This is a genomic window from Sphingomonas ginsengisoli An et al. 2013 (genome assembly GCF_009363895.1).
GTDB classification, from domain to species: domain Bacteria; phylum Pseudomonadota; class Alphaproteobacteria; order Sphingomonadales; family Sphingomonadaceae; genus Sphingomicrobium; species Sphingomicrobium ginsengisoli.
In genome coordinates this window covers 2,805,988-2,823,641 of sequence record NZ_CP045434.1, presented here as the reverse complement: position 1 = coordinate 2,823,641, position 17,654 = coordinate 2,805,988, and the positions used below count along the sequence as shown (strand labels likewise).

Sequence of the window (17,654 nt, the reverse complement as noted above, 5' to 3'; positions counted from 1 at the left end):
GCCACTTGAAAGAGGCGGGGAAAGCGGCTCGTCAGCGGCCCGTCGCCCGGACCGCCAGCTCCGTCTCGATCGCGCGCGCCAGGGTGGCGACGATCCGCGCTCGCTGGGCGGGATCACGCAGCATCGCTTCGTCCGCGCCGTTCGACAGATAGCCGACCTCGACCAGCACCGCCGGCGCCTCGGCCCGGCGCAGCACGCGGAAGGCGGCGAAGCGGTGCGGCTCGGGGCGCAGCGTCAGCGTGCCCTTGGCCTGCCCGACCAGCCGCATCGCGAAATCGGCCGACGCGCTCATCGTGTCGCGCATGGCGAGGTCGGCGAGCAGTGCCCGCGCCCCGCCGCTGGCCGGGCCGATCGCGCCGGCCGCGCCGTCCTGCTGCGCCGCCAGCCGCTCGGCGTCGGCATCCGAGGCGACTTCCGACAGCGAATAGACGGTCGCGCCGCGCGCATTGGGCTCGCTCGAGCTGTCGGCGTGGAGCGAGACGAACAGTGCCGCCCCCAGCCGCCGCGCGATGTCCGAGCGCTGGTCGAGCGCGAGCGTGCGGTCGTCGGCGCGGGTTAGCGCGATCCGGACTCGCCCGTCCTTCGCCAGCCGGTCGCGCAGCTCGCGCGCCACCGCCAGCGTCATTTCCTTTTCCTTGATCCCGCTGGTCACGCCCGACGCCCCGGGATCGCGCCCGCCATGCCCGGCGTCGATCACCACCAGCGGCCGCCCCGGGACCCGCGCCTCGGTCACCGTGACGTCGGTCAGTGGGTCGGGCAGGCTTAGCGTCAGGCTGCCCCCGGCGTCCCCGCCAACGACGTCGCCGCCCGCGTCGTGCCGCGTGCAGCCCGCCAGCAGCGCCAGCGCGATCGTTCCAGCTCTGCGCCCCCACATGGGCCGGGGCTTAACCCGTTATTGACCGATCTTAAAGCGGCGGCGGCCCCCGCCATTGCGGCAGGGGTGCGAGGATGCTAGGCCGATGGTCGGTCCCGCCGGTCCTCGAGTGAGGCAGGCGAGCGGACCAGCGCCGGGGCGGCTTCCCATCCAGGAAACCCAGTCGCCGCGGTATCGTACAGGTTGACGCTGCAATGACCCAATCCAACGCCCGTCGGGAGCTCTTTTCAGAGCTCGACGGCGCGTCTTCGCGGATGGTCGACGCAGCAGCAGCACAATTCATCATCCTTCCCAGCGCTCGCGGCCTCGCCGCGCCGGCGCTGGATTCATCACGCGCGCGCCGGCCTCTCGGTAGCCAGGCGCGCCAGCGGAGACTTTTTCATGACAATGCGCATGCTGATCGACGCGCGCCACCCGGAAGAAACCCGGGTCGCGGTCGCCAAGGGTAACCGGATCGAGGAATTCGACTTCGAATCCGCCGAGCACAAGCAGCTCAAGGGCAATATCTATCTCGCCAAGGTAACCAGGGTCGAACCGTCGCTGCAGGCGGCGTTCGTCGATTACGGCGGCAATCGCCACGGCTTCCTCGCCTTCAGCGAAATTCACCCCGACTATTACCAGATCCCGCGCGAGGACCGCGAGGCGCTGCTCCGCGAGGAGGCCGAACACGCCGCCGAGGAAGAGCGGCTGCGCGCCCAGGCGGACGAGGATTATCCGCACGACGACGACCATCACGACGATGACGGCTTCGAGGCTCGTCCCGACGAGGCCGACGAAGCCGACGACCATCACGACGACGAGGACGGCGAAGAGCCGGCCCCGCGCTCGGAGGAAACCGGTGGCGGTGGCCGCCGCGCCGCGGTCGATGAGGCCGACGACCTGCGTCGCCGCCGCCAGAATCTGCGCCGCCGCTACAAGATCCAGGACGTCATCCATCGCCGCCAGGTGCTGCTGGTCCAGGTCGTCAAGGAAGAGCGTGGCAACAAGGGCGCCGCGCTGACCACCTATTTGAGCCTCGCCGGCCGCTATTGCGTGCTGATGCCCAACACCTCGCACGGTGGCGGGATCAGCCGGAAGATCTCCAACGGCGCCGACCGCAAGCGGTTGAAGTCGATCATGGCCGACCTGGCGCTGCCCAAGACGATGGGCCTCATCGTCCGCACCGCCGGGCTCCAGCGCACCAAGACCGAGATCAAGCGCGACTTCGACTATCTCGCCCGCCTGTGGGACGAGATCCGCGAGGTGACGCTCAAGTCGAGCGCGCCCGCGCTCATCTATCGCGACAGTGACTTGATCAAGCGCGCGATCCGCGACCTCTATCATCGTGAGATCGAGGAAGTGATCGTCGAGGGCGAGGACGGCTATCGCGCCGCCCGCGGCTTCATGAAGCTGCTGATGCCGAGCCACGTCCGCCGCGTCACCGCCCACTCCGAAGCGACCCCCTTGTTCCAGCGCTACGGCGTCGAGGAGCAGTTGGGCGCGATGTACCAGCCACTCGTCCAGCTGAAGAGCGGCGGCTACCTCGTGATCAATCCGACCGAGGCGCTGGTGTCGATCGACATCAACTCGGGCCGCTCGACCCGCGAGCATAATATCGAGCAGACCGCCTTCCAGACCAATCTGGAAGCGGCGAACGAGATCGCTCGCCAGCTGCGCCTGCGCGACATGGCTGGCCTCGTCGTCATCGACTTCATCGACATGGAACAGAACGGCCATGTTCGGAAGGTCGAGAAGGCGATGAAGGAGGCGCTCAAGAACGATCGCGCCCGCATCCAGGTCGGCCGTATCTCGAGCTTCGGCTTGATGGAGATGAGCCGCCAGCGGCTGCGCACCGGCGTGCTCGAAGCCTCGACCAAGCCCTGCCCGCATTGCGACGGCACCGGCCTGATGCGCACCGCTTCCTCGTCGGGTCTCCAAGCGCTCCGCCTGATCGAGGACGAGGCCGCGCGCGGCCGCGGCGAAAAGGTCTGCCTGCGCGCCGGCGCCGAGGCCGCCATCTACGTGCTCAACAAGAAGCGCGCCGAACTGGCCGACATCGAGGCCCGCTACGGCGTCTCGATCGAGGTGCTGGTTGATCCCAGCCTCGAAGGTGCGCGGATGAGCGTCGACAGCTCGGGCCCGCGCCCGGTCGCCCGTCCCGTCTCCCAGCCGCTGCCGACCCCGGTCGACGCGGTCGAGGAGGACGAGTTCGAGGACGAGGAGTTTGAGGAAGAGGCCGAGGACGAGCCCGCGGAGCGGCGCGGCGAGCGCGGCCCGCGCGAGGAGCGTGGCCAGGACGACGAGGGCGGCGACGGCAAGCGTCGGCGTCGGCGTCGGCGCCGCGGCGGACGCAATCGCCGCCGTGACGGCGAGCCGATGGAAGCCGGTGAAATGCTCGCCAACGAGGCCGAGGGCGAAGGTGACGGCGAGACTGCCGCGCCGGCGCTCGACGCCGGCGACACGCCCGCGCACATCGTCGAGGAAGCCGAGGCCGGTGACGGGGAAGCGCCCTCGCGCGGCCGTCGTCGTCGCGGTCGCGGCGGTCGTGGTGGACGGGGCGAGGCGCAGGTCGCCGACGCCGCCGGCACCGACCTCCCCGCGCCCGACGAAGCGCCGATGAAGGAGCCGGTGCCGTCGGAAGACCCCTCGCCCGACGCGGTCGAGGCCTTTGCCGAGGAGAAGCCTGTCTCGAGCGAAGACGAGAGGCCGAAGGCCCGCCGCCGTCCCCGCGCCCGCAAGGCCGAGGCCGCTGCGCCCGAGCCGACGCTCGACGCTCCGGTCGTCGACGCGGCGCCCGAAACGCCGGCCGCGGTCGTCGCCGAGGAAGCCGCCGCGGAAGCCCCGGCCAAGCCCAAGCGCCGCAGCCGCGCCAAGAAGGCGGACGCCCCAGTGGCCGAAGCCGTCGCCGCGCCGGAGACCGTCAGTGCCGAACCCGCGCCCGAGCCGGTGACCGACGAGCCCGCTCCCGCGCCGAGCAACGACGAGGCGGCCGCCGCCGACTCCACCGACACCGGCCCGCGCCGGCAAGGCTGGTGGCAGCGCACCTTCGGCTGATTTCGTGGCCCCTCCCCGTTGCCCGGCAGCGGGGAGGGCGCCCGCTTTCACGCCCCGTTCAGTCCCCCACGCCCAAGCCCGCGCCATGCGACGCGTGACCCTGTTCGCCCGCTGGCTGATGCTGGCGCTCGTCCTGTCGATGGCGGCGGCCCAGCCCGCCGCGGCGCAGGCGATCCTGCGCGACAGCGAAACCGAGCAGCTGTTCGCCGACATGTCGAAGCCGCTGATCCAGGCCGCCGGGCTCGACCCGCGCGCGGTCAAGGTCGTCCTCATCAATGACCCCGAGATCAACGCCTTCGTCGCGACCGGCCAGACGGTCTATATCCAGTCGGGCCTGCTCACCGCCGCCGACAATGCCAACCAGGTCCAGGGCGTCATCGCCCACGAGCTCGGCCACGTCGCCGGCGGCCACTCGATCCGGATCTACCAAGGGGTCAAGAAAGCCACCGCCATCCAGATCCTCAGCCTGGTGCTCGGCGGCCTCGCGATGGCGGCGGGCGCGGGCGACGCGGCGATGGGCGCGCTGGCGCTCGGCCAGCAGGCCGCCCAGGGCAGCTTCCTATCCTTCTCGCGCACCCAGGAAACCAGCGCCGACCTCGCCGGCGCCTCTTACCTCAGCAAAGCCGGGATCAGCGGGCGCGGCAGCCTCGAATTCTTCAAGAAGCTGCAGAACCAGGAGTATCGCCTCGCCCAATATCAGACCGACAGCTACGGCCAGACCCACCCGCTCTCGTCCGAGCGCATCCAGACGCTGCAGAACCTCTACCAGAAGGACGCCGCCTGGAATGTGAAGACCGATCCCAAGCTCGAGGAACGCTTCCAGCGGGTGCGCGCCAAGCTCATCGGCTTCATCTCCGAGCCGCAGGCGGTCCTCGCCACCTACCCGGTCAGCGACCAGTCGATCCCGGCCCACTACGCCCGCGCCTACGCCTACCATCGCCAGGCCTATAAGGATCAGGCGCTGGCCGAGAGCGATGCGCTGCTCAAGCTGCGCCCGGGCGACCCCTATTTCCTCGAGTTGAAGGGCCAGGTGCTGCTCGAATCGGGCAAGCCCAAGGAAGCGCTCGAGCCGCTCCGCCAATCGGTCGCCGCCGCCCCCGACAAGCCGATGATCGCCGCCATGCTCGGCCACGCGCTGATCGCGACCGAGCAGGACAGCAACTATCCCGAAGCCGAGCGGGTGCTCAAATCCGCGGTCAACCGCGACAACGACAATCCCTTCGCCTGGTACCAGCTCGGCATGGTCTACGAGCATAAGGGCGACATCGCCCGCGCCGCGCTCGCCACCGCCGAGCGTTTCAACCTCGAGGGCGACGCCAAGCTCGCGCTCGCCAGCGCCGAGACCGCGATGCGCGGAATCCCGCCCGGCACCCCCGACTATCTTCGCGCGCAGGATATCGCCATGGTGTCGCGCGCCGAGGTCGACAAGAAGGGCAAGCACAACAAGTGAGCGAACCGACCCGGGCCCCCTCGCCCCTCCCCGCCGCGCTACTGGGCGCGGTCGGCGGCACGTTGCTGACCCTGCTGGTCCTGGTGCTCGGCGCCAACGCCGGCTGGTTCGACCGCTACGTCCGCCAGTCGATGGTTCGCGATCCTGACATGCTGATCGCCGCCTCCGAGAGCCTCAAGGAGCGCCAATATGCGCCGACGCTCGCCGCCAACCGCGCCGCGCTTGAAACCCCGTTCGGCTCGTCCTGGCAGGGCGCCGCCAAGCCCGAAGTGACGCTGGTCGAATTCTACGATTACGCCTGCGGCTTCTGCAAAGCCTCGCTGCCGGTGCTCGACCGCCTGCTCAAGGAAGACCCCGGCCTCAGGATCGTCTATCGCGACTTCCCGATCCTCGGCGAAGGCAGCATCGCCGCCGCGCGGATGGCGCTGGGGGCAAGCAAGGCGGGCAAGTTCACCGTGTTCCACGACGCGCTCTACGCCGCCGGCCGCCCCGACCAGCAGACGCTAGCGCAGGCCGCGCAGGCCGCCGGCATTCCGGCCGCCATCCCGCAGAGCCCGGAATATGAGAGCGAGCTCAAGCGTAACTACCAGCTCGCGACCGAGCTGGGCGCGACCGGCACGCCCCTGTTCGTGGTCGGCGACCGGGTGCTCAACGGCGCGGTCGGCTATGACACGCTCAAGGCCGCCATCGCCGCCGCCCGCGCCCGCAAGGGCTAGCTCGTCAGCCCCAGCTTGGCCGCCCGCTCGGCGGCCAGCGGGGCGATACGCAGCGCCGCTGTGCGGTCGGCATCGGCCCCTGCGGCGTCGCCCATCCGCCGCTTGACCACGCTCCGCATCAGCAGGCTCCAGCCATTCTGCGGATTGAGCCGGATCGCCGCATCATAATCCGCCAGCGCCAGCGGCAGCTCGCCGCGCCGCAGCCGCACCAGCCCTCGGCTGTCGAGATAGGCCGCCACATTGGGCCGCGCCTTCAGCGCCGCGTTGCAGTCGCTCAGCGCCCGGTCGAGGTCGCGGCCGAGCTGCCCGAGCGCCCAGCAGCGCCCGTTGAGCGCGGTCGGCCGGTTGGCATCGGCCGTATGCGCCTTGAGCCAGGCGTCGTAATTGGCGAGCGCCAGCTCGGGCAGCCCGGCGGCATCGGCCATCCCGCCAATCCTCATCCGCTCGCTTGCCGCCGGCGGGAGCAACCGGTCGAGCGCGCGGAGATCCTCGGCGGCCCCCGCCGGGTCGCGCGCCGACAGCTTGAGTTGCGCCCTCAGCCCATGCGCCTCAATGTCATTCGGGTTGAGCGTCACCGCTTTGTCGAGATCGGCGGCGGCGAGCAGCGGCTGGCGATTGGCCAGCCGCGCCACCGCGCGCTGCCGCAGGTAATCGCCATTGGTCGGGGCCAGCGTGACCGCCTGGTCGAACGCCGCCAAAGCGTCGCTCACCTGATGCGTGCTGAGCAGCGCCGCTCCCCGCCGGGCGAAACCGTCGGCATCGGTCGGCGCCGCGCTCCGATCGGTCAGATCGAGCCGTTGGCCACTGGTCAGCCGCGCGCCGCTCGGCTTGATCCCGAACAGCGGCCCGCCGTCGTAGGTCATCACCATCCGCTTGGCGCTGTTGGCGACGTAGATGTGATGGGTGAGGAAAAAGTCGGCGCCGATCAACATGTCCGCGTCGGCGAACTCGGCCTCGCTGAAGCGGATCTGCGGGTGCGGGATCATCTCGCCCCCGATCTCGAGCTTGTCGAACTGACCGAGCCAGGTGCGCAACGTCCGCGTCCCCAGCCCCGAGGTGAAGCCGGCCGCCTTCACCCCCGGGCTGGTCGGCGTGACCCCCGCCCGCCGCGCCGCCGCCATGGTGATGGCGGACAGCGGCGCCCCGGTATCGAACACCGCCTTCAGCCGCACCCCGTTGAGCGTCACCGTGGCGACAATGTGAGGCTGGGTCGCCGTCCGCTCCTCGATCGGTAGGATCGTCAGCGGCTGCTCGCTCGGCCAATAGCCAAGCTCCTCAACCTTGCACCCGCTCGGCTTGATCACCCGCACCACCCCGTGGCCGAGGTCGTATTCGGCATCGGCCAACCCGAGTAGGTTCTGGCCGAGAAAACCTACCTGGCCGAAGTCGGTCCCGCCAACGAGGAACTTGACGTCGGGAATGTCGACCCCGCCGACCGAGAACCGCCGCACCGTGGTCAGCGACGCGCTGGTCGCGCCATTGATCCCGCGCATGTAGAACTCGGGCGGCAGGTTGGAGAGCTTGAGGTTGTAGGTTTGCGCAGTTGCCGGCGAGAGCGTGCTGAAAAAGGCTCCGCTGTCGAGGATGAAGCGCGCTTCGCGTCCGTCGATCTTGGCGCTGACCAATGCGCGCGATCCGGACATGGTCACCGGCAGCTCGAAATATTGGGTAAGGTGGCAGGCCGCACTGGCGCCCGATGCCCAGCCCAGCGCAACCGCGCCGATCGACCAGAGACGTGACGAACGCATGGCAACTCCCGCACTTAGACGCAGCCACGCCAGCTTAAGCGCAAAGCCGGAAGCAGCAACAGTTACAACGTCTTGCCTTGCCTGCACCGCCGTTGGACAGTTTCTCGCGCGGTGCTTGCCTCACCGCCGCAGCCGACTATGGGTCGGCGTGACAGGGAATTCCTCCGGGTCACGCCTGTGCGGCGTTCATCGACCAACGGTCGCCGCACAGCCCCGAAGGTCGCAAGGAAGTGTGGTTGGCCGAGCAAGAAGAGCAGGCGTTGACGCCCGACGGCCTGAGCGACGAGCAGCTCGACGCGCTGCCGTTCGGCGTCATCCAGGTCGACGCGCACGGCATCGTCCACAAGTATAACGCCGCCGAAAGCCGCTTTTCGGGCCGCCAGCGCGAACGCGTGCTCGGTCGCGATTTCTTCCGCGACGTCGCGCCCTGCACCAACCTGCCCTCCTTCCGCGGTCGCTTCCTCGACGGGGTCCGCCGCGGCAATCTCGACTCGGTGTTCGGATTCGTCTTCGGGTTCGACGAGCCGGCGCGGGTTGAGGTGACCATGCGCGCTGCCGCCGAGGCCGGGCGCTACTGGCTGCTCGTCCGCCAGCTCGGTTTCATGGCGGCCAGCCCGCAGCGACGCGCCGCGCTCGCTGCGGCCGATGCCGTCGACCGCCGGGTTCGTGCCGAGCCGGTCGACGCCGACGTCTGCGCGCTCGAGCCGATCCACATCCCCGGCGCGGTCCAGCCGCACACCGCCGCCGTCGTCATCGATCCCGCCACCGACGAGATCGTTGCCTGCAGCGACAATATCGCCGACGCACTCGGCCGCGCCTCCGGCGACGTCGTCGGTCAGTCAGCGGCGACCCTCTTCCCGCCTTTCATAATCGCTGGCATCGCCAATGTCCGCGCGCACGGCGCCGACGCTTCCCCTGGACGGCCGTGGCGAACCACCTCCCCGCTTGGGCCCGAGAAGCGCCCCTTCGCGGTCGCCGTCCATTTCAAGGCCGACCGCCTCATCGTCGAGCTCGAGATGCTGCCCGACCAGGCGGGCGACTTCGCCGAAGCCTCGGCCGATCAGGCGCTCGACGCGGTGCTCGAGATCCGCAAGACGCCCTCGCTAACCGCCGCCGCCCAGCAATGCGCGCGGCACGTTCGCGCGATGACCGGGTTCGAGCGAGTGCTGGTCTATCGCTTCGACGAGGAGTGGAATGGCGAGGCGGTGGCCGAGGACCGCGATCCCGACGCCTACCCCTCGCTGCTCGGCCTGCGCTTCCCCGCCTCCGACATCCCCGCCCAGGCCCGCGCCCTCTACGTCAACGCCCCCGCCCGCTTCGTGGTCGATCGCGACGCGGTGCCCGCCGCGCTGGTCGCCCGCCCGCAGGCCGGCAATACGCCCGTTGACCTCAGCCTCGCTTATTCACGCGCCTTGTCGCCCATCCACCTCGAATATCAGCGCAACCTCGGGGTTAACGGTTCGATGTCGATCTCGATCGTGGTCGACGGGAAGCTGTGGGGACTGGTGATCGGCCATCATCGCCGCCCCCACTACGTCACCCCACCGACCCGCGCGCTGGCGACCTTGGTGACCGACGGCTTCGCGCTGCGTGTCCATGAGCTTGCCACCACCTTGGCCTGGGCCGAGCAGCAGGACAGCCTTGAGCAGCAGAACGCCCTGCTCCGTCAGCTCGCCGGCGCCGAGGATTTCGTCACCACGCTCGCCCCGCGCGACGGCGTGAGCCTCGGCCAATTGTTCCGCAGCACCGGCGCGGCGGTGATCAGCGGCGAGCGCGTCGCCACCGTCGGTCACACCCCTGACATCCAGTCGCTGTTGGCGCTCGCCGACTGGCTGCGCGGCGAGGTCGCCCCGGACAACCGCGCCTTTGTCACCGCCGACCTTTCCGAACATTGGCCCGAGGCGCAACGCTGGCGCGACCAGGCCGCGGGGCTGCTGGCGGTGTTCATCGACGCCGGCCGCCGCAACCTTCTGTTGTGGTTCAAGCCGCAGATCACCTCGACCGTCGTGTGGGGCGGCGATCCGAACGAGAAGGTGCTCGCCGACAGTGCCACCGGCACCGTCCTCCCCCGCCGCTCGTTCGAACGCTGGGTCGAGGAGCGCGCGGGCCGCTCCGAACGGTGGGAGGAATGGCAGATCGATGCCGCCACCGCCTTCGCCACCGCGGTCGAGCGGGTCGCGCTCCGCCAGGGCCGCAAGATCGCCGAACTGAGGACCAAGAGCCGCGACCTCGCCGACGCGCTCGAGAAGAAGGACCTGCTCGCGCGCGAGATCGACCACCGGGTCAAGAATTCGCTCCAGATCGTCGCCAGCGTGATGCTGCTCCAGTCGCGGCAGGTCGCCGACGAACAGGCCAAGGCCGCTTTCCAGGACACCTACGCGCGGGTGATGAGCGTCGCCCGAGTCCACGACAGCCTCCAGGCGCGCGACGACCAGATGGTCAATCTCGGCGAGTCGCTGCGTCAGCTCTGCGCCGACCTCGCGCTCGGCGTGCAGAGCCGCGAGGGCGTGGTCGAGGTCGACGTCGACGAGGATCTGCTGGTGTCGAGCACCACCGCGGTCGCGTTCAGCCTGATCGCCACCGAGCTCGTCACCAACGCCATCAAATATGCCTATCCGGGGGGGCGGACCGGCCCGGTCCAGCTGATCCTGCGCGGCGGTCCCGAGGGCAAGCTGACTTTGGTCGTGTGCGACGAGGGCGAAGGGCTGGCCGAGGATTGGGAGACCCGCCAGCGCGAGAGCGGCGGGCTCGGCATGCGGGTCATTCGCGCGCTGCTCAAGCAGATCGACGGTGAGCTCGAGGTCGACCACGACCGCGACCAGGGCGCCTGCTTCACCGTCCGGACCTGACCCGCTGACCGCCGTCGCCGACCTGCTGCGCGAGGGCACCCGCGCCGAGCACGACCGGATCGAGGATGCGCTCGACTGGACGAACTGGGCAGGCGACCGTGCGACCTACGCCGCCTGGCTCGCCCGCCTCCACGCCTTCTACGCCGTCTGGGAGCCGGCGCTTGCCGCCGCCATTGCCGACCCCGCCTTCGTCGATCCCCGCCGCAAGCTGCCGCTGCTCGAGCGCGACCTCGCCGCGCTCGGGAGCGCGCCCGGCCCGCTGGGTGCCGCCCCGACCTATCCCTTCACCACCCGCGCCGAGGCACTCGGCGCTTTCTACGTCCTCGAAGGCTCAACCCTCGGCGGCCAGCTCATCGCCGCCCACGTCCGCGACCGCTTGGGCTTCGAACCCGCCTTCCACGGCAGCTACGGCAAGGCGACCGCCGCCCACTGGCGCGACGTCCGCGACTACCTCGACGCTGCCATTTCTTCGGCGGACCGCACCCAAGCCATCGCCGCCGCCAACCGCACCTTCGCCACGCTCCGCGAGCACCTCGGAATGGACTCTTCGCAACTATAAGTCTTGATCGAAGTTAGTTATGGTGCCGAGCGAACGTAAGCGAGGAGTCCGTCATGCTGCTGCTGGCTGTCCTGGGTGCAACCGCCTTGTCGTCCCTGCCGTCACTGAGCTTCACCGTACCCCCCGACGGCCACAAGTTCGGCTCATCGGTGGTCGTGGACGACTGCGATCGGGCCGAAGCGCAGTTCGGCTGCGCGTCCAGGCTCCTCCTCGCGGGCCACGACAAGGAGGGCGTCGAGGCAATGCGCAGCGCTGCTGCGGGCGGTGACAATCGCGCGCGGCGCGCCTTGGGGCTGATGCTCATTCGCGGCGAATATCTCCCCCGCGACCAGGCCGAGGCCGTGCGCTGGTTTTTGAGCGCCGCCGGCCACGGCGACCGCGCGTCGATGGCCATCCTCGCCACCCTCTACCGCGACGGCATCGGCACCGCCCCCGACCCGCGCAAGGCAGCCCTCTGGCAGAGCCGCGCGGCGCGCTAAAGCGCCAAGATTGATCGGAGAACCTCCCCGTCGAAGATGGGGAGGGGGTGGTGGAGGGGCCAGCCGCGCCGACGTCGCGCGCGCATCTTCGCAAAATCCCGCCGAGCCATCGCCCCCTTACCGCTTGAACAATAGGATTTGGCCTGTTTTGCTGGCGAATGGCGCCGACCAGCGCCCCGCTCTTTGCACCGTCGGCAACCCCCAGCCAGCCGCGCCTCTTCGCGATGTCATCGGTCGCTTCATGGCCGAGCTTCGTGAAGTTTGACCGGTTGGCCGGCACCCCCGAACCAGGGAAACTTGGAAACTTCGCTTCCCGCGGTGGAACGGCATTGGCGCCGCCGACCCCCGAACCAGGGAAACATGGAAACTTCGCATCCCGTCGCGGCACAGATCATGCGCTCTGCGCCGTCGCTTCCTCGTCCTTGTCCTCAACCGCAGCCCGGCCCTTGAAGCCCTGCGCGACCACATACCATTCGCTCGAATCCTTGCGGCTGGCGGGGGGCTTGGCGTGCTTCACCGTGGCGAAGTGCCGCTTCAATTCGGCGAGCAACTGGTGGTCGGTCCCGCCCGCCAGCACCTTGGCGACATAGGCCCCGCCGGGCTTCAGCACGTCTATCGCGAACTCGAGGCCCAATTCGACCAACCCCATCGTCCGCAAATGGTCGGTCTGCGGATGGCCGACGGTGTTGGCCGCCATGTCCGACAGCACGAGGTCCGCCTCGCCGCCGAGGGCCGCCTTCAACTGCGCATCCGCACTCTCGTCGGTGAAGTCCAAGTGGAGGATCGTCACTCCGTCGAGCGGGTCGACGGGCAGGAAATCGATTCCCGCCACCTTCGCCAGCGGCGCCTTCTTGCGCACCACCTGGCTCCACCCGCCCGGCGCGATGCCGAGGTCGACCACCGCCCGGACGCCCTTGAGCAGGCCGTATTTCTCGTCGAGCTCGATCAGCTTGTAGGCCGCCCGGCTGCGATAGCCCTCGGCCTTGGCGCGCTTGACGTAGGGATCGTTCAACTGGCGCTGGATCCACTTGGTTGAGCCGACCTTGCGCCCCTTGGCGGTCTTGACCCGGGTCACAGCTGATACCCGTCGCGGGCCATCAGCGCGCGCAAGATACCCTCGCGGATGCCGCGGTCGGCGACGCCTAGCTGGGCCGCCGGCCAGATGTCGAGAATCGCCTCCAAAATGGCGCAGCCGGCGACCACCAGATCGGCCCGCTCGGCACCGATGCACGGCAGTGCCGCGCGCTCGGGCCCGTCCATCGCCGCGATCGCCGTGCTGATCTCGCGCATCGCCGCGATCGGCACGTGCAGCCCGTCGACCGCGCGGCGGTCGTAGCTCGGCAGCGCGAGATGGACCGAGGCGAGCGTGGTGACCGTCCCGCTGGTCCCGAGCAGGCGGATGTTGGGTTCCTCGCTCGGCAGCAGTTCGGCGAAGCGCGCGAAGCTGTAGCGCGCCCGCTCGACCATCCGGCGGTAGGCGGCGACGCGGTCGGGCCCCTCGAGCGCTTCCTTGCCCTCGCTCTCGGTCAGGCTGACCACGCCCCACGGCGCGCTCCACCACGCCTTGATCCGCGGCGGCGCGCCTTCCTCCTCGTCGCCGGGCTCGACCAGCACCAATTCGGTCGAGCCGCCGCCGATGTCGAAGATGAGCGCCGGCCCGTCACCCGGCTCGAGCAACTTGTGGCAGCCGAGCACCGCAAGTCGCGCTTCCTCCTGCGGGGGGATGATCTCGAGCGCGATCCCGGTCTCGTCGTGGACCCGGGCGATGAAGTCGCGGCCGTTGGCGGCGCGGCGGCAGGCCTCGGTCGCGACCGAGCGGGCAAGGCTGACCCGGCGCCGCTTGAGCTTGTCGGCGCACACCCCGAGCGCTTCCACCGCGCGGTCCATCGCCGCCGTGCTCAGCCGCCCGCTACTCGCCAGCCCCTCGCCCAAGCGGACGATCCGGCTGAAGGCGTCGACCACGACAAAGCTGCCCTCGTGGGGGCGGGCGATCAGCAGCCGGCAATTGTTGGTGCCAAGATCGATCGCGGCGTAGGTGTGGCGCGACGCGCCGGGGGGCGGGAGCTTGGCGTTGGCCGCGGCCGCCGACGGGCGGGGCTGGGGCGCACTGGCGGTCGGGTGCGACGCCATCGGTGACCTGTCTTCTTTCCTGCGCCGCGCTGCCTTGCGGTAACCGGCTGACTTGCCACCGTTGTAGGCTCAAGTCGGCGCCGACCGCAAGTTGACAGCCACTCGGCCCGGACCTAGGTGAGCGCCCGCACCGCAAGCGAGCGCGCTGCCCGATCGTCTAATGGTAAGACTACGGACTCTGACTCCGTCAATCGTGGTTCGAATCCACGTCGGGCATCCAGCTTTTCTCGGTCTTTTCAGTCAGTTATGCCGGCTATTGAGCATGAAAGGTCACAACCTTTGCGTTTGGCTGTGTTCCGCTGATTCCCGCGGTTTGCAAGCCAGTTGCGGCGCTTCCATGCGTCATGGATGCATCATGATGAGACGCGCATCGAACTTTCCGTAGAAACATGGATTAGTTCTGGACTAGGTTCGCATTCTGACCACATTTACCTAGCCGGATAGGCCCACGCTTTTTGCGTCGGCTAGCGGGAGTTAGCTTGTCCATCGACCTGGGCCCCATCCAGTTTGACGAAGCCAAGGTGTTGCGTCAGCTGCGGAGGGACCTGGCCGACGACTGGTTTCCGGACCCTCTCAGATTCGAGGATCTCTTCGACCGGGGTCACGTAGAGCAGATCATTGCAGACAACTTTCAACGGAACGATGGCGCCTTTCGAGCGGGTCGTCGCACCATACTTAACATCCCGAAAGGCAACTTCACTCTTCGCTACGGTCTAGAGACAGGTTTGGCCGATCGAGCTCTCTATCACGCTCTCACCTCGTATCTGGTGCCCTTTTATGATCCGCTGATGCCGTGGAATGTTTTCAGCCATCGAGCAGCTTCCGGCTCTGCGGCTGATCGCTATCTGTTTCGGCGGCCCGTGCCTGCGTGGCAGGACTTCACCGGCATGGTTCGGAACACTCTCGTTGAGGGGTCGGTGCTCCTCTCAACCGACTTGACCAACTATTTCGAGAACATCGATCTTAACATTCTACGTCAAACTTTAGAGGGGCTCATACCGGAGCTTGCCGCTTCGCCCGTCGAAAAGGGACACATTCGCGCTCACATTGCAGCCCTGTTCGAGTGTCTGACCGAGTGGTGTTTCTCTGAACGCTGCGGTTTGCCACAAAACCGGGACGCCTCGTCTTTCCTGGCTAACGTTTACATGCTCCCGGTCGACCGAGCGATGATCGAGTCCGGCTACCAATACTTTCGCTATATGGATGATATTAAGATCGCTTGCGGCGATCGCTTCACAGCGAGACAAGCCTTGAAGCAGCTAAGTCTCCATCTTCGTAGTCGCGGCCTGTCGGTAAACTCCGGCAAGACAACGATGCCGAACTCACATGAAGTAACGCAGATTGCTGAATGCCTGGATGCCGGTCAGGGTGAACTTCAACAGATTGATGCGATTTGGCAGACTAGATCACTAAGATCAATCAGCCGTTCATTCCCTTTGCTAAGTGAACTCACTCAAAGGAAGCTCAGAGCGGGGGAGGTCGGCAGTCGCACGTTCCGCTACTGTATTCGGCGACTAGAAACCCTTGCCAGTAGTCCAGAGTTCGCGGTTCCTCCGCCATATTTTGCAGCTATAACTCCGCTGGTCATCGAAGCTCTCACGGCGCATCCCGCAGCTACTGATGAGTTAGCGCGATACATCAGGGCGGTCCCAACGAGCGCGGACGACCTCAACCAAGTGGCCGCTCTGCTTCAGGACGATCGGCGAAACTTTTACACTTGGCAAAACTATCGCCTCTGGCAGTTGCTCGTGCAGAAGGAACACAGAACCGAGGAGCTTCTGGCTTACGCGGCGACGGTCGTGCAGGAGCAGCCGGACAACGCCACACGCTGCGGGGCGACCTTATATCTCGGAGCATTCGGGAACGATCAGCAGCGCGCGTTGATAGCTCAACGTTTCCGGAGTTTAGACTCTTTCATCGGACAGCGAGCTGCACTGATCGCTGTTCAAGAGCTTCATTTTAGGCCGCACATCGAAGAGCATGTTCAGCCCCATCTCAGAGATGACCTAAGGAATGTCTATCGAGGCTTGGGCCGCGCAGGACGGTATATGGCGCCTCCTGAACCCAGGTCGATCACGCGCATAATAGATGTGGATAGGGACTATGATTGACCTCACTGTCCTCACGTATGTGCCCGATCCCTTCGCGGTGCAGGCGTCACGCTTCTGTCTGAAAACGGCAGAGGGTGAAGTGCGCTTCCTGTCAGCATCTGAGCTGGGCTCAGTGCGGGGGCCGATACTCACCTACGACGTTCCTGCCCTTATCGATGATCTTCGAAGGCTTAACCAATCGCCTCCTACCGGACTCGTCGACATAGGCGAAGCCCTCAGGCTCAAGGTTGGTCTCCCACGAGACGAGGGAGGCGAGAAGCGTTGGAACCTTTGGCGTGCACTTAGTAGGCACTTCCGAGACACCGAGCAGGCGAAGCTTTTTCAATCGGTCGTGCAGGCCAGACACGAGCGTCCGGACACTGAAGAACTCTCGGCGCTCCTAAGCTTGGCCGCCGACGCACTCTCCCGTTTATGGATAGACCTCGCAAAGCATCTTGGTCGCGACGAGTTGGAGCGCCTTTTTCTAGTGGAATGGCCTTTACAGAAGATCTTCTCACATCGGCAGTTCCGAGGAGTGCCGGTGGATTCTACGGGCGCCACGGCTCTTCTTACCTCGCTTTCGGAGGAGAAGTATTCTGCTTACCGGGTTGTCGCAGAAACGCTGAAGATGAGCCCTACGGGGCTAAACTTTTGGAACATTCAAGAGCACCTCAGAAACACCGATGTTTCCCATCTATCTGATGTCGAGCCTGGTGGGCGGCTGCAGGACGCATTCGAGATTGCATCCACTGTGTCGATGTTTGCCGGTGCATTCCTCACTATGGTTAAAGCCGCGAGAGACGAGGCGGTCGTTCGCCGAGCTGTAGGTGCTGACGATCGGTTGCATCCATTCTTCAGCATTCTAGGCACCGTCAGCGGGCGGATCTTGGTGTCTGACCCTTATCTGCAGCAGTTACGACGCGCTTATCGCTCACTCATTGTCGCGGAACCGCGGAAGAGGCTGATCTATCTCGATTACGCTCAGTTTGAACCGGGCGTGCTCGCTGGTCTCGTTGACGATGACGACCTGATCGCCGCCTACAACGAAGGCGACCTTTACACCGCTCTTGCAATGCAGCTCTTTGGCTCCTCGGAAATGCGCTCCGTTGCGAAGCGCGTGTTTCTTGCTTTCTCCTACGGAATGACTCCCGAGCGGATCTCGCTGCTGCTTGCTGGCAAGAACGAAGAATCATCTTTGCGGGAGGCTTATGCGCAACAAATCTCGGCGTTTTTCGCGCGCTTCCCAGCCTTAGAGCGGTTCAAAAGTGATCAGCAGTCGAAGCTCCGAAGCGAGGGCTCCGTTGGTAGTCTCGTAGGCAACAAACGTTACCGGGTCACTGATGGAGATTTGACGTCCAAAGAAAAAAGATGGGCTTTGAATCAGCCAGTTCAGGCCACTGCATCTCTTATTTTCAAAGAAGCCCTTCTGAAGATCAGTGACGCTGTTGGAATGGACGCGATCCTCCTGCCGGTGCACGATGCTGTCTTACTTCAGTTTGACGAAGATGGCTTTGAAAGTCTTACGGAACGGTCGTGCGAGATAATGGTGGAGTCATTCAGCGCACGCTTTCCTAAGCTGCGGCCTAAGGTCACGGCAGGTGCTTTTGCCTGATGTGCCTGTGGATGGGATAAGGCACCGAAGTCACCACAAATAGGCGCCATCCGGGTGATCTGCGCTTGGTGATTCTAGGACTTCCTCTTGACTGATCTTCCCGCGTGAGAAGGG

12 protein-coding genes and 1 tRNA gene are annotated in these 17,654 nt (G+C 66.6%); 9 read left to right on the top strand and 4 right to left on the bottom strand.

Annotated elements, in window-relative coordinates; translation table 11 throughout:
* Window positions 1–31: 31 nt before the first annotated feature.
* Window positions 32–874: an N-acetylmuramoyl-L-alanine amidase family protein gene (locus GCU42_RS13785; protein WP_114228486.1), complete on the bottom strand. Its 843-nt coding sequence runs from the start codon at window positions 872–874 to the stop codon at window positions 32–34.
* Between the two features lie 381 nt (window positions 875–1,255).
* On the opposite strand from GCU42_RS13785, the gene GCU42_RS13780 reads away from it, so the two are divergent.
* The 3 genes from GCU42_RS13780 to GCU42_RS13770 all read left to right on the top strand — a co-directional run bounded on the left by GCU42_RS13780 (window position 1,256) and on the right by GCU42_RS13770 (window position 6,073).
* Entirely contained in the window at window positions 1,256–3,907 is a 2,652-nt protein-coding gene (locus tag GCU42_RS13780) for a ribonuclease E/G (protein ID WP_114228487.1), read from the top strand.
* Window positions 3,908–3,992: 85 nt separating this feature from the next.
* Window positions 3,993–5,357, top strand: coding sequence for a M48 family metalloprotease (locus GCU42_RS13775; protein ID WP_114228488.1), 1,365 nt, complete (start codon window positions 3,993–3,995; stop codon window positions 5,355–5,357).
* On the top strand, window positions 5,354–6,073 hold the full coding sequence (locus GCU42_RS13770; protein ID WP_240309524.1) for a DsbA family protein: 720 nt from the start codon (window positions 5,354–5,356) through the stop codon (window positions 6,071–6,073). Before GCU42_RS13775 ends, GCU42_RS13770 begins: the two co-directional genes overlap by 4 nt.
* Here the strand turns inward: GCU42_RS13770 and GCU42_RS13765 are convergent.
* Window positions 6,070–7,821: an aspartyl protease family protein gene (locus GCU42_RS13765; protein WP_114228489.1), complete on the bottom strand. Its 1,752-nt coding sequence runs from the start codon at window positions 7,819–7,821 to the stop codon at window positions 6,070–6,072. The two genes, GCU42_RS13770 and GCU42_RS13765, sit on opposite strands and share 4 nt — an antisense overlap.
* A 236-nt stretch (window positions 7,822–8,057) precedes the next feature.
* Between GCU42_RS13765 and GCU42_RS13760 the strand changes: the two genes are divergently transcribed.
* The 3 genes from GCU42_RS13760 to GCU42_RS13750 are packed head-to-tail and all read left to right on the top strand — an operon-like array spanning window position 8,058 to window position 11,708.
* Window positions 8,058–10,670 carry a histidine kinase dimerization/phosphoacceptor domain -containing protein gene (locus GCU42_RS13760; protein WP_205215007.1) on the top strand — a complete coding sequence of 871 codons (2,613 nt, stop codon included), beginning with the start codon at window positions 8,058–8,060 and terminating at the stop codon, window positions 10,668–10,670.
* Window positions 10,612–11,229, top strand: coding sequence for a biliverdin-producing heme oxygenase (locus GCU42_RS13755; protein WP_114228491.1), 618 nt, complete (start codon window positions 10,612–10,614; stop codon window positions 11,227–11,229). The genes GCU42_RS13760 and GCU42_RS13755 overlap by 59 nt, the downstream gene beginning before the upstream one ends.
* Before the next feature lie 53 nt (window positions 11,230–11,282).
* Window positions 11,283–11,708, top strand: a complete 426-nt coding sequence (locus GCU42_RS13750) for a tetratricopeptide repeat protein (protein ID WP_114228492.1) — start codon at window positions 11,283–11,285, stop codon at window positions 11,706–11,708.
* A gap of 391 nt (window positions 11,709–12,099) precedes the next feature.
* Here GCU42_RS13750 and GCU42_RS13745 read toward each other — a convergent pair whose 3' ends face one another.
* Both GCU42_RS13745 and GCU42_RS13740 read right to left on the bottom strand, forming a co-directional pair.
* A complete protein-coding gene (locus GCU42_RS13745; RefSeq protein ID WP_114228493.1) occupies window positions 12,100–12,783 on the bottom strand; it encodes an RlmE family RNA methyltransferase in 684 nt (227 codons plus the stop codon).
* Window positions 12,780–13,838, bottom strand: a complete 1,059-nt coding sequence (locus tag GCU42_RS13740) for a Ppx/GppA phosphatase family protein (protein ID WP_114228494.1) — start codon at window positions 13,836–13,838, stop codon at window positions 12,780–12,782. The genes GCU42_RS13745 and GCU42_RS13740 overlap by 4 nt, the downstream gene beginning before the upstream one ends.
* A 146-nt stretch (window positions 13,839–13,984) precedes the next feature.
* Here GCU42_RS13740 and GCU42_RS13735 point away from each other — a divergent pair.
* The 3 genes from GCU42_RS13735 to GCU42_RS13725 all read left to right on the top strand — a co-directional run bounded on the left by GCU42_RS13735 (window position 13,985) and on the right by GCU42_RS13725 (window position 17,540).
* Window positions 13,985–14,058: transfer RNA gene (locus GCU42_RS13735), tRNA-Gln, on the top strand.
* A gap of 259 nt (window positions 14,059–14,317) precedes the next feature.
* Window positions 14,318–15,949 (top strand): RNA-directed DNA polymerase, encoded by a 1,632-nt coding sequence (locus GCU42_RS13730; protein ID WP_114228495.1) that lies wholly within the window; start codon window positions 14,318–14,320, stop codon window positions 15,947–15,949.
* Window positions 15,942–17,540 (top strand): DNA polymerase, encoded by a 1,599-nt coding sequence (locus tag GCU42_RS13725; protein WP_162789301.1) that lies wholly within the window; start codon window positions 15,942–15,944, stop codon window positions 17,538–17,540. Before GCU42_RS13730 ends, GCU42_RS13725 begins: the two co-directional genes overlap by 8 nt.
* Window positions 17,541–17,654: the final 114 nt, after the last annotated feature.

What these genes read in the sequence shown, in the direction of transcription:
- GCU42_RS13775 (WP_114228488.1), top strand. Translation starts at nt 3,993, where the DNA reads ATGCGACGCGTGACCCTGTTCGCCCGCTGGCTGATGCTGGCGCTCGTC.
- GCU42_RS13785 (WP_114228486.1), bottom strand. Translation starts at nt 874, where the DNA reads ATGTGGGGGCGCAGAGCTGGAACGATCGCGCTGGCGCTGCTGGCGGGC.
- GCU42_RS13725 (WP_162789301.1), top strand. Translation starts at nt 15,942, where the DNA reads ATGATTGACCTCACTGTCCTCACGTATGTGCCCGATCCCTTCGCGGTG.
- GCU42_RS13750 (WP_114228492.1), top strand. Translation starts at nt 11,283, where the DNA reads ATGCTGCTGCTGGCTGTCCTGGGTGCAACCGCCTTGTCGTCCCTGCCG.
- GCU42_RS13740 (WP_114228494.1), bottom strand. Translation starts at nt 13,838, where the DNA reads ATGGCGTCGCACCCGACCGCCAGTGCGCCCCAGCCCCGCCCGTCGGCG.
- GCU42_RS13765 (WP_114228489.1), bottom strand. Translation starts at nt 7,821, where the DNA reads ATGCGTTCGTCACGTCTCTGGTCGATCGGCGCGGTTGCGCTGGGCTGG.
- GCU42_RS13780 (WP_114228487.1), top strand. Translation starts at nt 1,256, where the DNA reads ATGACAATGCGCATGCTGATCGACGCGCGCCACCCGGAAGAAACCCGG.